Source organism: Deinococcus proteolyticus MRP (assembly GCF_000190555.1).
In the GTDB taxonomy this organism is placed as follows: domain Bacteria; phylum Deinococcota; class Deinococci; order Deinococcales; family Deinococcaceae; genus Deinococcus; species Deinococcus proteolyticus.
Window position 1 is genome coordinate 272304 of record NC_015161.1, and the last position, 16157, is coordinate 288460.

General features: G+C 69.4%; 16 protein-coding genes. 7 read left to right on the forward strand and 9 right to left on the reverse strand.

All coding sequences use genetic code 11. The features are described 5' to 3' along the window. Positions 1-16 precede the first annotated feature (16 nt). From DEIPR_RS01345 to DEIPR_RS01355, 3 genes are all read left to right on the forward strand, one after another. A complete protein-coding gene (locus DEIPR_RS01345) occupies positions 17-817 on the forward strand; it encodes an RNA methyltransferase (protein WP_013614033.1) in 801 nt (266 codons plus the stop codon). Next, positions 814-2490, forward strand: coding sequence for a GAF domain-containing sensor histidine kinase (locus tag DEIPR_RS01350; RefSeq protein WP_013614034.1), 1677 nt, complete (start codon positions 814-816; stop codon positions 2488-2490). Before DEIPR_RS01345 ends, DEIPR_RS01350 begins: the two co-directional genes overlap by 4 nt. 93 nt (positions 2491-2583) lie before the next feature. Next, the gene (locus DEIPR_RS01355) at positions 2584-2988 is read left to right on the forward strand and encodes a hypothetical protein (RefSeq protein WP_013614035.1); all 405 of its coding nucleotides are present in this window, start codon (positions 2584-2586) and stop codon (positions 2986-2988) included. Positions 2989-3052: 64 nt separating this feature from the next. Here DEIPR_RS01355 and DEIPR_RS01360 read toward each other — a convergent pair whose 3' ends face one another. Genes DEIPR_RS01360 through cdd form a run of 6 tightly spaced genes read right to left on the reverse strand, consistent with a single transcriptional unit; the run spans position 3053 to position 6733 of the window. Beyond that, positions 3053-3583, reverse strand: coding sequence for a DUF3809 domain-containing protein (locus DEIPR_RS01360; RefSeq protein ID WP_245532706.1), 531 nt, complete (start codon positions 3581-3583; stop codon positions 3053-3055). A gap of 19 nt (positions 3584-3602) precedes the next feature. Continuing rightward, positions 3603-3866, reverse strand: a complete 264-nt coding sequence (locus tag DEIPR_RS01365; RefSeq protein WP_013614037.1) for a DUF3248 domain-containing protein — start codon at positions 3864-3866, stop codon at positions 3603-3605. After that, positions 3863-5146 (reverse strand): phosphoribosylamine--glycine ligase, encoded by a 1284-nt coding sequence (purD, locus tag DEIPR_RS01370; protein ID WP_013614038.1) that lies wholly within the window; start codon positions 5144-5146, stop codon positions 3863-3865. Before purD ends, DEIPR_RS01365 begins: the two co-directional genes overlap by 4 nt. Beyond that, positions 5147-6061, reverse strand: a complete 915-nt coding sequence (locus tag DEIPR_RS01375) for an MBL fold metallo-hydrolase (RefSeq protein WP_013614039.1) — start codon at positions 6059-6061, stop codon at positions 5147-5149. An 18-nt stretch (positions 6062-6079) separates the two neighbouring features. Then, positions 6080-6253, reverse strand: coding sequence for a hypothetical protein (locus DEIPR_RS14110; protein WP_013614040.1), 174 nt, complete (start codon positions 6251-6253; stop codon positions 6080-6082). Between the two features lie 33 nt (positions 6254-6286). Next, on the reverse strand, positions 6287-6733 hold the full coding sequence (cdd, locus tag DEIPR_RS01380; protein WP_013614041.1) for a cytidine deaminase: 447 nt from the start codon (positions 6731-6733) through the stop codon (positions 6287-6289). Positions 6734-6847: 114 nt separating this feature from the next. On the opposite strand from cdd, the gene DEIPR_RS01385 reads away from it, so the two are divergent. Together DEIPR_RS01385 and DEIPR_RS01390 are read left to right on the forward strand one after the other, a co-directional pair. After that, the gene (locus DEIPR_RS01385; protein WP_013614042.1) at positions 6848-7243 is read left to right on the forward strand and encodes a ComEA family DNA-binding protein; all 396 of its coding nucleotides are present in this window, start codon (positions 6848-6850) and stop codon (positions 7241-7243) included. Then, positions 7236-9539 (forward strand): DNA internalization-related competence protein ComEC/Rec2, encoded by a 2304-nt coding sequence (locus DEIPR_RS01390; RefSeq protein WP_245532707.1) that lies wholly within the window; start codon positions 7236-7238, stop codon positions 9537-9539. The genes DEIPR_RS01385 and DEIPR_RS01390 overlap by 8 nt, the downstream gene beginning before the upstream one ends. 13 nt (positions 9540-9552) lie before the next feature. Here the strand turns inward: DEIPR_RS01390 and DEIPR_RS01395 are convergent, their stop codons facing one another. The 3 genes from DEIPR_RS01395 to DEIPR_RS01405 all read right to left on the reverse strand — a co-directional run bounded on the left by DEIPR_RS01395 (position 9553) and on the right by DEIPR_RS01405 (position 12990). Beyond that, on the reverse strand, positions 9553-10569 hold the full coding sequence (locus DEIPR_RS01395) for a M20/M25/M40 family metallo-hydrolase (RefSeq protein ID WP_013614044.1): 1017 nt from the start codon (positions 10567-10569) through the stop codon (positions 9553-9555). A gap of 144 nt (positions 10570-10713) precedes the next feature. Continuing rightward, entirely contained in the window at positions 10714-11820 is a 1107-nt protein-coding gene (gene mutY, locus DEIPR_RS01400; RefSeq protein WP_013614045.1) for an A/G-specific adenine glycosylase, read from the reverse strand. A 36-nt stretch (positions 11821-11856) separates the two neighbouring features. Next, complete coding sequence (locus DEIPR_RS01405) at positions 11857-12990, reverse strand: hypothetical protein (RefSeq protein ID WP_013614046.1); 1134 nt, start codon at positions 12988-12990, stop codon at positions 11857-11859. A gap of 148 nt (positions 12991-13138) precedes the next feature. Between DEIPR_RS01405 and DEIPR_RS01410 the strand changes: the two genes are divergently transcribed. Both DEIPR_RS01410 and lon read left to right on the forward strand, forming a co-directional pair. Next, on the forward strand, positions 13139-13462 hold the full coding sequence (locus DEIPR_RS01410) for a hypothetical protein (protein WP_013614047.1): 324 nt from the start codon (positions 13139-13141) through the stop codon (positions 13460-13462). Between the two features lie 178 nt (positions 13463-13640). Continuing rightward, positions 13641-16145, forward strand: coding sequence for an endopeptidase La (gene lon, locus DEIPR_RS01415; RefSeq protein WP_049775033.1), 2505 nt, complete (start codon positions 13641-13643; stop codon positions 16143-16145). Positions 16146-16157: the final 12 nt, after the last annotated feature.

Below are 16157 nucleotides of genomic sequence, written 5' to 3' on the forward strand. Positions count from 1 at the left end.
CGCTAACATCCCTCCCGTGACCCGCCCCACTTCTCAGCAAGCTGACCTTTCGCACGCCTCCAGCCTCGCCGTGGTGCTGGTGTCGCCCAAGACGCCCGGTAACATCGGCTCGGCGGCCCGCGCCATGCTGAATATGGGAGCGTCCGACCTGCGGTTGGTGGCCCCGCGCTGTGACCACCTCAGCAAGGAAGCCCGCGCGTTCGCCGTGCATGCCGAGGAGTTGCTGGAACGTGCGCCCGTGTACGCCACGCTGGCCGAAGCGCTGGCCGACCGTGACCTGAGCATCGGCACCTCGGCGCGGGAGCGGGCGGACATGCCCCGGCCCCAGCACCCGGCGGCGCTGCGCGGGCGCGTGCGGGCCGCCACGTCCCCGGCGCTGGTGTTCGGCCCCGAGGAAACCGGGCTGCTGAACGCGGACCTGGAACAGTGCCAGGCCACGGTCAGGATTCCCACCGCCGACTACGCCAGCCTGAACCTGGCCCAGGCGGTGCTGCTGGTCACTTACGAGTTCCTGCAGGGCGGCGAAGAACCGGCGGGCGGCGAGCGCAAAACGGCCACCCGCGGCGAGATGGAGGAGATGTACGGCCACCTGGTGGACGTGATGCACCTGACCGGCTACACCGACGCCATGCGCGCCCGGCACACGCTGCGGCTGTGGCGGCTGATGCTGGACCGCGCCCAGATGTCCAGCGCCGAAAGCCGGCTGTTCCGGGGCCTGCTGCGGCAGGTGCAGTGGAAGGTCAAGGAGGCAGGCGTGCAGGCTTCGGCCCCAGAATCTCAGAAGCAAGACCCCGAGCGGCAGGACCCCGAGCAATGAGACGCCTGTTCCCCGCCAACCCCCTGGCCCAGCGTGAGGAACTGCTGCGCAAGGTGCTGCCGCCGCTGATTGTGGCGGTGGTGCTGGTGGTGGAGGTGGCTATTTCGCAGCTGCGTAACCTGCAGCTGGAGTTCTGGGCGCACCTGCTGTTTTACGGGTTTGCGGGGCCCACCGTGACCTTTTTTGCGCTGGACTGGATTGCCGAAGGGGCCCGTGCCCGCACCCGCGCCGAGGCCGAGCTGCGCGGCCTGTACGAGGAACTCAGCCGCTCGCACGAGCAGCTCCAGCACATTCAGGCGCTGATGCGCGACCTGACCGAAGCCGGCGACCTGGGCGCGGTGCTGGAAGTCGGCGCACGCGGCGCCAAGCGGGTCAGCGGGGCCGGGCGGGCGTCGGTGCAGCTGCCTGGCGGTCTGCAGGCCACCGCGACCGGTACGGCCGAGGCCCGCTACCCGCTGCACGCCGAGCTGCCTACCGGGGGCCGGCTGGAACTGGACCTCCCCCGTCCCCCCACCCCTGAAGACGAGGCCCTGGCCCGCTCGCTGGCCGCCGAAATCGGCACGGCGGCGCAGGCAGCCTGGCAGCGCACCCAGGACCTGATGACCCTGCACCTGGTAGACGACTCTATCCGCGCCGAGCGCAACATGCGCCGGCTGCTGCTGCGCGTGACCGGCACCATGGCCGAGCGGGCCGGGGCCGACTTCCGCGCCGTGTATCTGGTGGACCAAGACGGTGTGCTGCGCCCCGAAACGGTGCAGGGACCGCAGGGCGAGCTGGGGGCTTACGGGGTGCCGGCTTTTGCGGGCCGGGTGGCGCAGGCCGCCGAGCCGCTGCGGGCCAGCCCACAGGAGGCTGCCGCCTTTGGGCCAGTGGGCAGCGCGGTGGGCTTTCCCATGCGCGACGAAGCCGGGCTGGTGGGCGTGCTGGTACTGGGCCGCGCCGAAGCCGGCGCCTTCGCCGAAGCCAACATGCCGCTGCTGGCCCTGATGGCTTCGCAGGCGGCGCTGGGGGTCCGCAATGCCCGCGCCTACCTGTACTCGGAAGAATTGGCCATCAGCGACGAGCGCACCCGCATCGCCCGCGAGATTCACGACGGGGTGGCGCAGTCGCTGGCCTTCTGCGCCATCAAACTGGATGTGGTGGCCCGGCAGATTCACACCGACCCCGCCCGCGCCGAGGCCGAGGTCAAGGCCGCCGGGGCGCTGCTGCGTGAACAGATTCAGGAAGTCCGGCGCTCCATCTTCGCGCTCCGGCCTATCAACCTCGAAAAGTACGGCCTGCTGGACACCCTGCGGATGTACGTGCAGGATTTCGGGGAGCAGAACAAGCTGCGCACGGCGCTGGACATCTCCGGCGAAGTGGCGCTGTCCAAGGGGGACGAGGCCATCTTGTTCCGGATTTTGCAGGAGAGCCTGAACAACGTCGCCAAGCATGCCGGCGCCAGCAGCGTGCAGGTGACGCTGGCCGGCGGTCCCTGCTGGGTGCAGCTGCGCGTGCAGGACGATGGGCGCGGGTTCGACCCCGAGCAGGTGAGTGGGCGGGTCAGCAGCGCGGGCGGCCTCGGCCTGACACAGATGCGTGAGCGCATGGAAAGCCGGGGCGGCGAATACGCCGTGGTGAGTGAGCCGGGCCGGGGCACCCTGGTCGAAGCCCGGCTGCCGCAGGTGGGCTAGGGGAGGGAGAGGTCTAGAGCCGGGAAACTCTGCCCAGCACGGATTTTCGTGTAAAAAAGTTGCCATTCCTGCGGCGAACGCTAGATTAGACACATGAGAAAACGGATTGCAGTGCTGATACTGGCTCTGAGCTTACCCGCTGCGGGAGCCCAGCTCTCCCTGACTGAGGAGGAAGACAATCCTCAGTTCAATGCGCTCCTGCAACAGCAGAAGCTGGGCACCTGCGAGCGCGGCACCTACGGCGCTTCCTTGGACGCCGATGACGACGACCTGCCCTATGACCTCAACTACAAGGAAAATGCCGCCGCCAACGACGAGCTGATGGCTGCCCTCAAAGAGAGCCTGGCGGAAGAAGGCAGCACCTTCAAGCTGCTCAAGACGGTCAATGACAGCCCCATCTCGTTTATCCGCCTGATTGACATTGACGGCGACAAAATGGCCGACCGCTACGTCTATCTCAGCGGGTACGAATTCAACGAGTGGTGCTGGCTGAAGTAGGTCCGGTCAGCAAAAGAGCGGCGCGGTGGGTCACGCTTTACCTGCTGCGCCGTTTCCCCTGGGTTTACTGGCCCATGCTGGCCTGCAGCTGCTCTGGTAGCCCGACCAGCACGCGCTCGATGGTGCGCTGGGCCGTGGCCCGCACCATTTTTTCAAAGGCGGCTCCGCCGAGGTTGCCGCTGTCCGGCAAGCGCAAGAAAGCCTGAAAGTCGAAGCTCAGCTCGACTGGGGTGCCGCCCCCCGCTGGGGCCGGTTCGCCCACGGTCGCCTGACCGCTCACTTCCACCCAGCCGCGCCGCTCGGGCAGGGGCTGGGGTGTGAGTGACGCGCCGCTGGGTGCCGTGTCCAGCCGGCTCACGAACGGCAAGGTGATTTCGCCCAGCAGCGGCACGGGCACGCGCAGCTCGCCGCTCAGGTGTGCGCCACTCAGCTGCACGTCCTGCAAAAAATCCACCTGAACCAGCGCCCGGCCCGGAGCCTGTGCCCAGGCGAGCGCCTCGGCCGGGGTGCCGGGGTGGGTCAGGGTAAAGCGCTGCTGGGCGCCGAACTGCATCACGCCTGCGGCCCGCTCTCTCGGTGCACTTTCATTTGGCACGTTTTCATTCGGTACACGTTCATTCGACCCACTCCAGGCGAATCTGGCCCGCGGCCAGCGCCTGCTCCAGGTCCGCATCGGGGACATTGCGCAGCCGGCTGAGCGAGGCGAACTGCCCCGCCGCGCTGGCGTAGCCCACCCGCACGACCACCTCGTCGGTCAGGTCGTCGCGGCCGATGCGCCACACCAGATGCTGTCCCAGTGCGTCCAGCTGCTGCGGCGTAAGGGCAGCGGTTCCGTCCTCATGCCCGGCTCCGGCCTGCAGGTCTGCGGAACCGGTCATGGCTGCTCCTGGGGCTGCCCCAGTGGTGACGGCCCCAGTGTTGACGGCCTCAGGCCAATCCGCCCGCCGATGTCGCGGCGCAGCTGCCCGCCTTCAAAGCCCACCCGGCCCGCCAGCGCGTAGGCCTGCGCCAGGGCGGCGGGCAATTCGGCGGCGGTGGCGGTCACGGCCAGCACGCGCCCGCCGCTGCTCACCAGCTGGCCTCCTTGCTCGGCCGTGCCGGCGTGGAAGATGTATTCGCCCTCCGCCGGCTGTGGCAGGTGCAGCGGAATGCCTTTCTGGGGCGTGCCGGGATAGCCGGGGGCCGCCAGAATAATGACCGCGCTGGCCTCATCCCGCCACCGCACGTCCGCCGGGTTCAGCTGGCCCTGGGCGGCTGCCAGTGCATGTGCGGCCAGGTCGCTCTCCAGCAGCGGCAGCACGGCTTCGGCCTCCGGGTCACCGAAGCGGGCGTTGAACTCCACCACCTTCGGCCCCTGCGGGGTCAGCATCAGCCCGGCGTACAGCACGCCGCAAAAGACGATGCCTTCGGCCCGCAGGCCTGCCAAGGTGCGCTCTATCACCTCGCGCCGGATGGTCTCCAGGTCCTCGGCACTTACTGGAAAGGGGCAGATGACGCCCATGCCGCCGGTCATGGGGCCGGTGTCGCCCTCGCCAATCGTCTTGTGGTCCTGGCTGGGCGGAGTCAGGGCGAAGCGCTCGCCGTCGGTCAGCGCCAGCACCGAGACTTCCTGCCCGGTCATGAATTCCTCAATCACCACGGCTGCGTTCTGCTGCTCGAAGATGGCGTGCAGCGCCGCCTGGGCCTCCTCACGGGTCTGCGCGATGGTCACACCCTTGCCGGCCCGCAGCCCCGCGTCCTTGATGACGGTGGGCAGCGGCTGGGTGTCCAGGTAGGCCAGCGCCGCTTCCAGCGTCTCGAAGGACTGGTGCGCGGCGGTGGGCACGCCGTGGCGCACCATAAAGGCCTTGCTCCAGGCCTTGTCGCTTTCTATCTGCGCGGCGGCGCGGCTGGGTCCGAAGGTGGGAATCCCGGCGGCCTGCAGGTCGTCGGCCAGGCCCTGCGCCAGGTAGGCTTCCGGACCGATAATGACCAGCTCGGCCCCGCGCTCCTGCGCCAGGGCCACTAGGGCGGCGTTGTCCTGCGGCCAGTGGATAACTTCGGCCACCTGGGCGATGCCAGGGTTGCCCGGAGTGCACAGCACCTCGTGCCCACTGCGGGCACAGACCTGCGCGGCGGCGTGTTCACGGGCACCACTGCCCACCACCAGAACCTTCACTTAGTGTTCCTCACGTTTTTTCTCCTGCTTGGCCCAGTAGCGGGCCAGTCCCATCACATTCATGGCGGGCGGCGAAGCGAAGCGGTAAGCCGCCGCCAGGCCCGGCACACTGCTTTCGACCTGCTCCAGCACCCATTCGGTAAAGGGTTCTTCCAACTGTGCCGGTGCCGTGCCCCGCGCCAGGCGCTCACGCACCCACTCGGCTTCCTCATTCAGGTGGGTCAGCAGGGCGTCCCAGTGCTGCCCGTCCTGCGCGTAGCTGCCGAAGTGGGCCAGATGCAGCCGGCGCACGTCCAGCCCGCGCAGCACCTCGGCGCTGGCCTGCCAGGCCGCCAGGTCGATGTCGGGCGGCGGCGTGGGGGGGCGCACAGGCTGGCGCGGGTCCAGCCGCACGCCCCCCACGTCGCCGGTGTACAGCTCGTCGCCCACTGCGTAGGCGAGGTGGTGGACCGCGTGCCCCGGCGTATACAGCGCCCGCACCTCGGCGCGGCCCAGGCGCAGGGTTTCGCCGCCCGCCAGCGCGGTCAGGCGGCCAGCGTCCAGCGGGCGCATCTCGCCCCAGAGGGCCTCCATGCGGTCGCCGTAAATCTGCGCGGCGCTGGCGTACAGCCGCTGCGGGTCCACCAGATGCCGGGCGCCGCGCTCATGCACGTACAGCCGGGCGCGGGGCGAGAGTTCCAGCAGCCGCCCCGCCGCGCCGGCGTGGTCGAAGTGGATGTGGGTCAGCAGCATATGCCGCACGTCGTCCCAGCCGGCTCCCAGCCGGTCCAGGCCAGCTTCCAGCGCGCCGAGCGTCGTACTGGGGCCGGTATCTACCAGTGCCAGGCCGTCGCCCGTGTCCCAGGCGTACAGGGCAATCACGCCGGGCGTGTCCTGAAAGTTCAGGTCAATGGTCTGCGGTTCAAAGTTCTGCATGTTGCTTCCCTTCTCCTCTCAGGCACTGCCCATGAGCCGGGCGCCAGCCAGGACGGCCGCCGCCAGGAACTGCACCCCGGCAATCAGCCGAAAGAGGCCCACCTGCGGCGAGGTGCGCAGCGCCCCGAACGTCAGCGACAGCACGACCGACGCGCTCAGCACGATAAATCCGACCAGCACCCACAGCAGCATGGGGGCAGTATAGGGCGCAGCGCCCGGCCACTCTCAGTGCTGGGCGTCTTCCTCTACGTCTTCCAGGCGGAACCCGTGCGGCAGAAAATCGCGCACATACCCGCTGATGATGTCGCCCTTGTGGTTCACGCACACCACGCGGGCGTCCGGGGCGAACTCGAACAGAATCTGGCGGCAGGCTCCGCAGGGGCTGGCCGGTGGCTCGGCTTCGGAGTACACCACGATGTCCTCAAAGTGGCGCTCGCCCCGGCTGGCGAGGGTCTGCACGGCGCTCTGCTCGGCGCAGCGGGTCAGGCCGTAGGAGGCATTTTCCACGTTGGCCCCGAAGTAAATCTGCCCACTTTCCGAGCGCAGCGCCGCGCCCACATGGAACTTGGAGTAGGGAGCATAAGCCTGCTTGAACGCCACCTGCGCGGCTTCCAGCAGCTGCGGGTCGGGGGTGAGGTTAAGGGCGTTGGGGTTGTTACTGTTGTGGGTCATGGTCCGAGTCTACGGGCCTGGCCTGCCGGCGAAAAGGGGAGAGGTGCCCGCCGCAGGTGCTGCGCTGGCAGCGCGCCCCCTTCGCTACACTTCTGAATGTGAGCGGGGGTAAATGTGAACGGGGGACGTGAGGAGCAGGTCTGGACCGCCGCGCTGGCTGCCGGTGTGCTGCTGCTGGGTGCGCTGACGCTGTGGCCGCTGCTGTTCCCGGCCCCGCGTGCGCCGCAGGTGCTGCGGGCTGGCGCTGTCCCACTGACGGTCACGCAGCGCACCGGCGAGGCGGCTCCGGACTACCCGGCTACCGCCAGCGTGGAGCCGCTGATTTCGGGGCGGCTGGACCTGAACACCGCCACCCGCGCCCAGCTGGAAGCCCTGCCGGAAGTCGGCCCGGCGCTGGCGGCGCGGATAGAGGCGGCCCGTCCCCTGCGCTCGCTGGCCGACCTGGACGCGGTGAAGGGCATCGGCCCGGCGGCGCTGGAGCAGCTGACGCCGCTGGTGAAGTTTGAGTAGGCCGGGGCCAGAGTTGAACCCGGAGGCGGGGCCGGTGCTGGGACGGGCGGGTGCCGCCGTTCCCGCTGTCCCGGTCCCGACTCCCGCCGCCCCCCGGCTGGGCGCTCCCTTTTTCCTGCTGCTGGGCGTGCTGGGTGCCCTGCTCCCCGCCCTGGGGTACGGCTGGGGCTGGGCGCTGTGGCCGCTGGCGCTGGGACTGGCCGCCTGGGAACGGCGGCCCTGGGGGCTGGCGGCAGCGGCGCTGGCAGGAGCGCTGGCGTTCGGGTCATTGCAGACAGTGCAGTCGCGGCCTGACCCCTTGCAGCCCTGGCTGGGCGCTCAGGTCACACTGCGCGGCGACTGGGACGGGCAATTCCTGACCCTGCGTGACCCGCCCGCCCGCGTGGCCCTCTCGCCCCGGCCTTCCGAGCGGCGCGGGGCAGTCACGGTGTCGGGCCGCCTGCTGCCGCCCCGCTCCCGCAGCGTGCCGGGTGGCTTCGATCAGGCGGCCTGGCTGCGCTCGCAGGGCGGGCTGTTTACCCTGGCCCCCACGGCCGTGCTGGCCGGTGCTCAGGTGCAATCGTCGCAGCCGTCCGGCTGGGCCAAGGGCGCGGTGCAGGGCTGGTTCGAGAGCGGCTGGCAGAGCCTCAGCCCCCGCGCCGAGGCGTTGCTGCGCGGCGCGGAACTGGGCGACCGCTCCGACCTGAACGAACTGCAGCTGGACAGTGGCGTCACTGTGCGCGACGCTTTTCAGCGTTCCGGCCTCACGCACCTGCTGGCGCTCAGCGGGCAGCACGTCACGCTGCTGGTGGGCGCCCTCACGCTGCTGCTGACCCGCTTGCCGCTGCCGGCCTGGGCACGCTACGCGGGACCGGCGCTGTTCCTGCTCGCCTATCTGGGCATGGTGGTCAACACTTCGCCCAGCGTGGTGCGTGCGGGCCTGACCGGGCTGCTGGGCCTGACCGCGCTGTGGCTGGGGCGTGGGCGGCTGGACCCGCCGTCACTGGTGGCGCTGGTGGCCGCCGGGCTGCTGGTGGCCTATCCGCTGTGGCTGGTCACACCGGGGTTTCAGCTGTCGTTTCTGGCGGTGGGCGGCTTGCTGCTGCTGCCCCGCGTGCTGGCCCGCCTGCCTGCCGCCTGGACCCGTCCCGGCCCGCCGCTGTGGCTGACCGGCAGCCTGGCCGTGACCCTGCTGGCTCAGGCGGCCACCCTGCCGCTGGTGGCCGGGTCGTTCGGTGGGGTGCCGCTCTCGTCGCTGCCCGCCAACCTGCTGGCCGGGCCGCTGATGGCGCTGCTGATTCCGCTGGGCTTTCTGGCCGGGGTGCTGGGGCCGCTGGGGGCAGTGCTGAAGTGGCCGCTGGAGGCCCTGAGCGCGGCGCTGCTGTGGCTGGCCGAAACCTTCGGGCGCTGGCCGCTGCTGCCCTGGGGCGCGGTGGGGCCGGCGGGGTATCTGGCCTACGGGCTGGCGGCGCTGGCGGGCGGCCTGTGGCTCCTGGGCCGGATACGGCCTCCGGCGGCGCTTGCCACCGCGCTGGCCTGCATCCTGCTCACGGCGCTGCCGCCCCGGCTCAGTCCGCCCCGGCAGCTGGTGTTTCTGGACGTAGGTCAGGGCGACTCTACCCTTATCCAGACCCCCGAACTGCGCGTGCTGGTGGACGGCGGGGGCACGCCACGCGGTGACTACGACCTCAGCCGCACCACGGTGCCTGCGCTGCACTCGCTGGGCGTTCATGCGCTGGACGTGGTGGTGGCGACCCACTCGGACTCGGACCATATCGAGGGGCTGGCCGGCGTGCTGCGGGCCATGCCGGTAGGCGAACTGTGGATCGGCCACCACGACCCTGACAGCAGTTCTCTGGCCGACCTGCTGGCCGTGGCCGAGCAGCGCGGCGTACCTGTGCGCGAGGTGCGGCGCGGCGACGTGGCCCAGGCGGGCCGGCTGCGGCTGGATGTGCTGTGGCCGCAGGGGCGCGTGTGGAGCACCGAACCCAACGAAAACAGCGTGGCCCTGCGCCTGACCGCCAGCGGAGGGGAAGGGCAGAGCTTCCGCGCCGCGCTGCTGGGCGACCTGCCCGCCCCGCTGGAACACAGCCTGGGGTTGGGGCAGGTGGACCTGCTCAAGGCCCCACACCACGGCAGCCGCCACAGCACTTCGGCGGAGTTGCTACAGGAAACGGGCGCACCCCACGCGGTGGTCAGCGTGGGCTTCAACACCTTCGGGCACCCCAGCCGCGAAGTGCAGGAGCGCCTGAAGGCCGCTGGGGTACGGACGTGGCGCACCGACACCCAGGGCACGGTGGTCTGGCCCCTACCGTGAGTGTCGGTGCCGCTCAGCGGCTGGGTGGAGCTTGCAGCAGGCGAATCAGCACGTCGCTGAACGCCTTCAGGTGCGCTTCGGTACGGCCGGGGAACTCCGCGTTCAGAAACTCCCAGGTGTCGTTTTCGGTGTGCCAGACGCTGCCTACCTTTTCGGTCTGGGTGTAGCCGTCCTTGTCGCCCAGTTCCCAGTTGGTCGCCTCGAAGTAGGCATAGGGAATGCCCAGCCGGCTGAAAGGGGCGTGGTCGCTCCAGTCGCCGGTGCTGCCGGCCGGGAACTCGCCTTCCAGGCCGGGGCTGGTGCGGATGTCGTGGCCCAGCGTGCGGGCCAGCTCCAGTGCGGCGTCACGCACATAGCCGCCCCCGCCAGCTGAGCCGTAGATGTTCATATGGTCGCCGGCGGCCAGGCTGTCCAGATTCACCACGAACAGGGTCTTTTGAACCGCTTCGGCGCTCAGCTGGCGGGCGTAGAAGCTGGACCCCTGCAGGCCACCGCTGCGGAAGCCGCCCGGTACGCCGTCGCTGTAGCTTTCTTCGGCGCCTACCGCCACGAAGCGGACGGTGTGGGGCAATGATTTGCCCCGCAGCGCCTCGGCGGCTTCCAGCAGCACGCCCACGCCCGAGGCGTTGTCGTCGGCGCCGCGCCCGGTCGCCACGCTGTCCAGGTGCGCCACCACGAGAATTTCCTTGTCCGAAGCGCCTGGCTGCACCGCCATCACGTTGCCGGAAGTGACCGTCTGCACTTCGCCGGCGGCATTGCGGCGGGTCACGGTGAAGGGCTGGAGCTGGGGCTGATACCCCATCCGGCGCAGCTGGCCGGCGATGTACTCACGGGCCTGGGCCTCGGCCGGGCTGCCCTGCACCCGTGGGCCGATGTCGCGGCTGAGGTGCTGCAGGTGCGCCAGCGCACGCTCGCCGCGCACGGTGCCTGTGCCAGGGGCCACGCCACTGTCGGGGGCGGGCGTTCGCTGGCAGCCGGGCAGCAGGGCGAGGAACAGAGCAGGAAGGGTCAGCGAGAGGGCAGGGCGCATAAGTTCTCCTTTGGAGAGTGGGGGAGGGCGAAGGCCCAGCGGGAAAAACTGCTGGCCATGATGGGTTATCGGGAACAGCCCTGAGTCTAAGCCCTTTCGCGTAAAGGCTCATCCTGCATTTTTAGCCCGCGTCTCCCCGCCCGGTCAGAGCAGGCGCTGTGGGCCACGCAGCAGGGCCAGGGCTTTGTGGTCCAGCCGCGACAGGGCGGCCTGCGCCACGGGAACGGTCCGGCCCACTGCCGCCGTACCCGGCAGCCCGTACACGCTCACCTGCAAGCGGCGATGGGTCATGGTGTGGGTGACCTCGCCCAGCGGCTCGGGTCGGGCGTGGTCCAGCCCCAAGCGGGCTTGCAGGCGGGCCAGTGCCCCGGCCTGGTCGCCCCCTGCGCTGATCTCTTCCAGCGGCAGGCCATACAGTCCGCCCAGCAGGGTGCCGGCCCGCTGCTCCAGCAGGGCGTGTTCCGCGTCGCCCACCAGCAGGGCCACCGCCCGCACTTCCTGCACGGCAGCCCGGCGCTTTGGGGCTGGGTAGCTGGCCGGCTCCCCACTGGCATAAGCGGCGCACCACCCGCGCAGCGGGCAGCGGGGGCACTCGGGGGCCTTGGGCGTGCAGACGGTGGCCCCCAGGTCCATCACCGCTTCGTTCCAGGCGGCGGGCCGTAGCGGATCCAGCAGGTCGTCGGCCCTGGCCTGCACCCAGGCATCGGTCGGCTGACGCTCGGCCAGTACCCGTGCCAGCACCCGGCGCACGTTGCCGTCGCTCACGGCGCGGGCTTCGCCGTAGGCCAGGCTGCTGACTGCCGCAGCCGTATACGGCCCCACGCCCGGCAGGGCCAGCCAACCGTCATAGGTGGTGGGAAACTCGCCGCTGGCCACCACTGTCTGAGCGGCGCGGTGCAGGTTGCGGGCGCGGGCATAGTAACCGCAGCCCTCCCACGCCTTGAGCACCGCTCCCTGCGGGGCTTCCGCCAGCGCCTGCACCGTAGGAAACGCCGTCAGAAAGCGCTCGTAGTACAGCCGCCCCCGCACCACCTGGGTCTGCTGCAGCAGAATCTCTGCCACCCACACGCGGTAGGGGTCGCGCCCACCTTCGGGGCCCACGCGCCAGGGCAGGTCACGCCCGGATTCGTCAAACCAGTCGAGCAGAGCGCGCCGCAGTGGTGCCGGGTCGGTGATGGGTGCCGGCGCTGTGCTGGGTAATGACGCTGTGTTGGCTGTTGGCTCCGTGTTGGCTGTCGGCTCTGCGGACACTGAGTCGGTCGGCGCCGGATCAGGAACCGGCGGCACTCAGCTGCCCACCGGGCGCAGCGCCGAAGTGCTGCGGACCTGCACCGTGAAGCGGACCTCGGCGGCACCGCTGCGGGCCGTCACCTGGAGCTGCAGGGTGCTGAACTCGAATGCCGAGTGCGGCAGGCCGTCGGCGCGGTACACCGCCTGGCTCATCTGGGCCATGTCCAGCACTTCCAGGGTCAGGGTACTGCGGCCGGTGCCGGGTTCCTGCACGCTCTGCGGGCCTTCCAGCACCTGCCGCCAGGGCTGGGCCCGGCTCTGCGTCTGGAACAGAAAATCGCCGCGTGAGTTCTGGCCCTGGTACACCCGCTCACGCCGCACGTCCAGCGGGGGCAACTCGGCGCGGCTCAGGTCCGGCAGTGCCCAGTCCCGCAGGGCCGGCGCCGCGCCCAGGGCAGCCTGGAACAGCGGCAGCACCGGCTGCTGGCCCAGGCCGCTGACCCGCTCGCCGGCGCTGAGGGCTGCGCCGTAGGGAGCGCCTGCCGCCGGGCTGAGGCTTTCCAGCTCGGCACTGCCCAGCAGCCGGTAACGTGCCGCCAGCACCGGGTCCGGGCTGCTGACCTCCACCGGCCCGCGCACGCCGCCGGGCAGCAGCAGCTGGCGCAGTTGCAGGTCTGGGGTGCCGGAGGCGGGGGCCGGAGCAGTGACCTCTGGGGTTTCGGTCCAGCGCGTCGTCAGCTCGGTGCCGGCGGGAGTGCGGCTCAGCACCTGCAGGTTCACGGTGCGGCCCTGCGACTGGCCCAGGGTATCCAGCGCCCGGAAGCCGGCCCGCAGTTCCTGTTCCAGCGCAGCGTTGCCGGCGTTGCCCAGGCCGCTGACCTCCAGCTTCGACAGCTCGAATGCGGTGGAACCCACCTGGAGCAGTGTCACGCCGGTGCCGGCCGGCGCCTTCAGCTCGAACGCCGGGTCGCCTGCGGGGAGCGCGGACGCATTCCAGCGGGTTGCGCCGGTGGAGGTGAAGGCCGGAGACCCGGGTGCTTCAACGGGTGCTTCAGGCGTCTTGGGGCCCTCAGGGGCGAAGGGGGCAGCGGCCGCTGCGGCGCCGGGGGCCGATTGCGCTCCTGCCCAGCTCCCCGGCAGCGCAGCGGCCAGGCACAGCAGGGCAAGCAGCAGGCGGCCAGGTGCGTTCACGCCCTGTACCTTAGCGCCTGCCTACGCGAGAAGGCTGAGCCGGCCCGGAAATCCCCGGGCTTCTCTTCCTTCCCGGCCCGCAGTCTCCCAAAGGTTTCCGGCAGGGCCACTCATCGCCGCTGGCTGCGCAGGCCCCTAGCCTGAACCCATGACCGAACCGCAGATGGCCTCCTCCGCCGGCCGGCAGGGCATCACTTTTACCCTGGAGGGCCTGGGCGAGCTGGACTTCGTGCAGGTGCTGCGCGATATGACCGCCGACGCCGCCTTTCGCCGCCCGCTGCAGATTCAGGTGCAAGAACCCCGCGCCGGGCAGCCGGGGGCCCTGACGCTGGCTTTCGAGCCGGCCGACCGGCCTCTGGCCCTGGCAGCCATGCAGCGGCTCAAGACCGTGCTGCTGTGCTATGGCGTGCAGGTAGATACGGTGCGGATTCCCGGTGAAGACGGGCATTCCAGCAGCCTGAGCGACACTTAATCCAGCCTGCCGTCTGCTTGAAAGAATAAAGCATGACTTGATATACTGGCACTCAAGTTTCCTGCACGGGGAAACCCTCCGGCCAAGTGGACCGGTGCCCCTGCAGCCCCCCTTCCTTCTCTGCGGACTGCTTCCGCGTTTCAGCTGCTTTTTCGTGGGCCCTGCGCGGCCCCTCTCAATGACCTGCCAGGCAAAAAGGAGTTTCACTGTGCCTCAGTCCTCTTCTTCCCGTATTCCCCGCCTCGTCCCGGTCTGCCCGGTGCGCGGCAGCGTGATCTATCCCGGCATGGTGCAGCACATTGACGCCAGCCGCGCCATTTCCATCTCGGCCATCGAGGCGGCGATGGAGGGCGAAAAGTACATCCTCATCGTCTCGCAGCTGGACAAGGACGTGGACGACCCCAAAGCCAAGGACCTCTACGACTTCGGGACCGTCTGTCAGATTCTGCGGGTCCGCAAGAACCCCGACGGCAGCCTGCAACTGCTGGTCTCGGCCCAGGAGCGCGCTGCTGTCAAGGCGTTTACCTGGAGCGATGAGGGCGGCTATTTCACGGCGGCCCTGCGGATGCCCCGCGCTACGGCCGGCGAAGCCAAGGAGGAGCAGGCCCTGCGCCGCGAGCTGCTGGGCAAGTTCGACGAGGTGGCGGGCGCCGGGCGCATTTCCAGCGAAGCGCAGCAGGTGGCCCACGCCAAGGACGACCTGGGCGAGCTGACCGACCACATCGCCTTCCACATGGATTTCAAGCTGGAAGACAAGCAGGCCCTGCTGGAACTGACCGACATTCCTGCCCGCGCCCGCCGCGTGCTGAGCCTGCTGGACACCGAGCAGGAAGTGCAGGAGGTGCAGGCCAAAATCCGCGCCCAGGTCAAAGAAGAGATTGACAAGAACCAGCGCGAGTATTTCCTGCGCGAGCAGCTCAAGGCCATTCAAAAGGAGCTGCAGGGCGGCGGTGAGGACGGCGAGGAGCTGGACGAAGCCGAGGCTTTCCGCGCCAAGATCGACGAGCTGGGCCTGCGTCCTGAGGTCAAAAAGGAAGTGGACCGCGAAATCGGCCGCCTCTCGCGGATGCACCCTGACGCCGCCGAAGCGGGCGTGATTCGCACCTACCTGACCTGGGTGACCGAGCTGCCCTGGAACAAGCGCAGCGAGGACAACCTCGACATTGAGCGGGCTGCGCAGGTGTTGGACGAGGACCACTACGGCCTGGAAAAAGTCAAGGACCGCGTGCTGGAGTTCCTGGCCGTGCGCCAGCTGCGCAAAGCCCGGGCCGAGCGCGGCGAGATCAGCGCCGAAGAAGTGAACAAAGGCCCCATTCTGGTCTTTACCGGCCCTCCTGGGGTGGGCAAGACCTCCATCGCGCAGAGCATCGCCAAGGCGCTGGGCCGCGAGTACGTGCGGATTGCGCTGGGCGGCGCACGCGACGAGTCCGATATTCGCGGTCACCGCCGCACCTACATCGGCTCGATGCCGGGCCGCATCATTCAGGGCCTGCGCTCGGCCGGCACCAAGAACCCCGTGGTGCTGCTCGACGAAATCGACAAGCTGGGCACGTCTTATCAGGGCGATCCTTCCAGCGCCCTGCTGGAAGTGCTGGACCCGGCGCAGAACCAGCACTTTACCGACCACTACCTCGGCGTGCCGCTCGACCTGAGCGAGGTGATGTTCATCGCCACCGCCAACTATCCCGACCAGATTCCCGAAGCGCTGATGGACCGCATGGAAGTCATCGAGTTCAGCAGCTACATCGAGCAGGAAAAGCTGGAAATCGCCAAGCGTTATCTGGTGCCGCGCCAGCTGGACCAGAACGGCCTGAAGAAAAACCAGATCACCGTGACCGACCCGGCGCTCGAAAAGCTGATCAGCAACTACACCCGCGAGGCCGGCGTGCGTAACCTGGAACGCGAAATCGGCACGGTGGCCCGCAAGGTGGCCCGCCGCATCGCGCTGGGCGATATCAAGCGCGCCCGCGTGACCGATGCGGAACTGGAGCGCTACCTCGGCAAGCCGCGCCACACCCCCGAATCCGAAGCCCCGCAGGACATGGTGGGCGTGAGCACCGGCATGTTCTACACGCCCGTCGGCGGCGACATCCTGTTCGTGGAAACCAGCATCATGCCCGGCAAGGGCGGCCTGGTGCTGACCGGGCAGCTGGGCGACGTGATGAAGGAATCGGCCCGCGCCGCGCTCACCTACGCCAAGACCAACGCTGAGCGCTTCCACATTGACAAGGCTCGCCTGGACGACTCCGAGATTCACATCCATGTGCCCGCCGGCGCGATTCCCAAAGAAGGCCCCAGCGCAGGCGGCGCAATCACCACCAGCCTGGTCAGTGCCCTGACGGGCGTGCCTGCCCGCCGCGACACCGCCATGACCGGCGAGATGACCCTGACGGGCCGCTACCTGCCCATCGGCGGCCTCAAGGAAAAAGTGCTGGGTGCCCGCCGCGCCGGGATTAAGAACATCATCCTGCCCGCCGCCAACGAACCCGACATCGCCGACATTCCCGCGCACCTGCGGGCCAGCATGCAGTTCCACCCCTGCACCACGCTGGACGAGGTGCTGGACCACGCCCTGGTGGGCGGCCTGAAAGCGCTGGAAGGCGAGAGCGTGAGCGGCAGCAGTGCCCCTGCGCCCAAAAAGGGCAGCAAGGGCCGCAGCCGCAAGAGCGAAGCCAACGCGTGAGGGAGGTCTAAG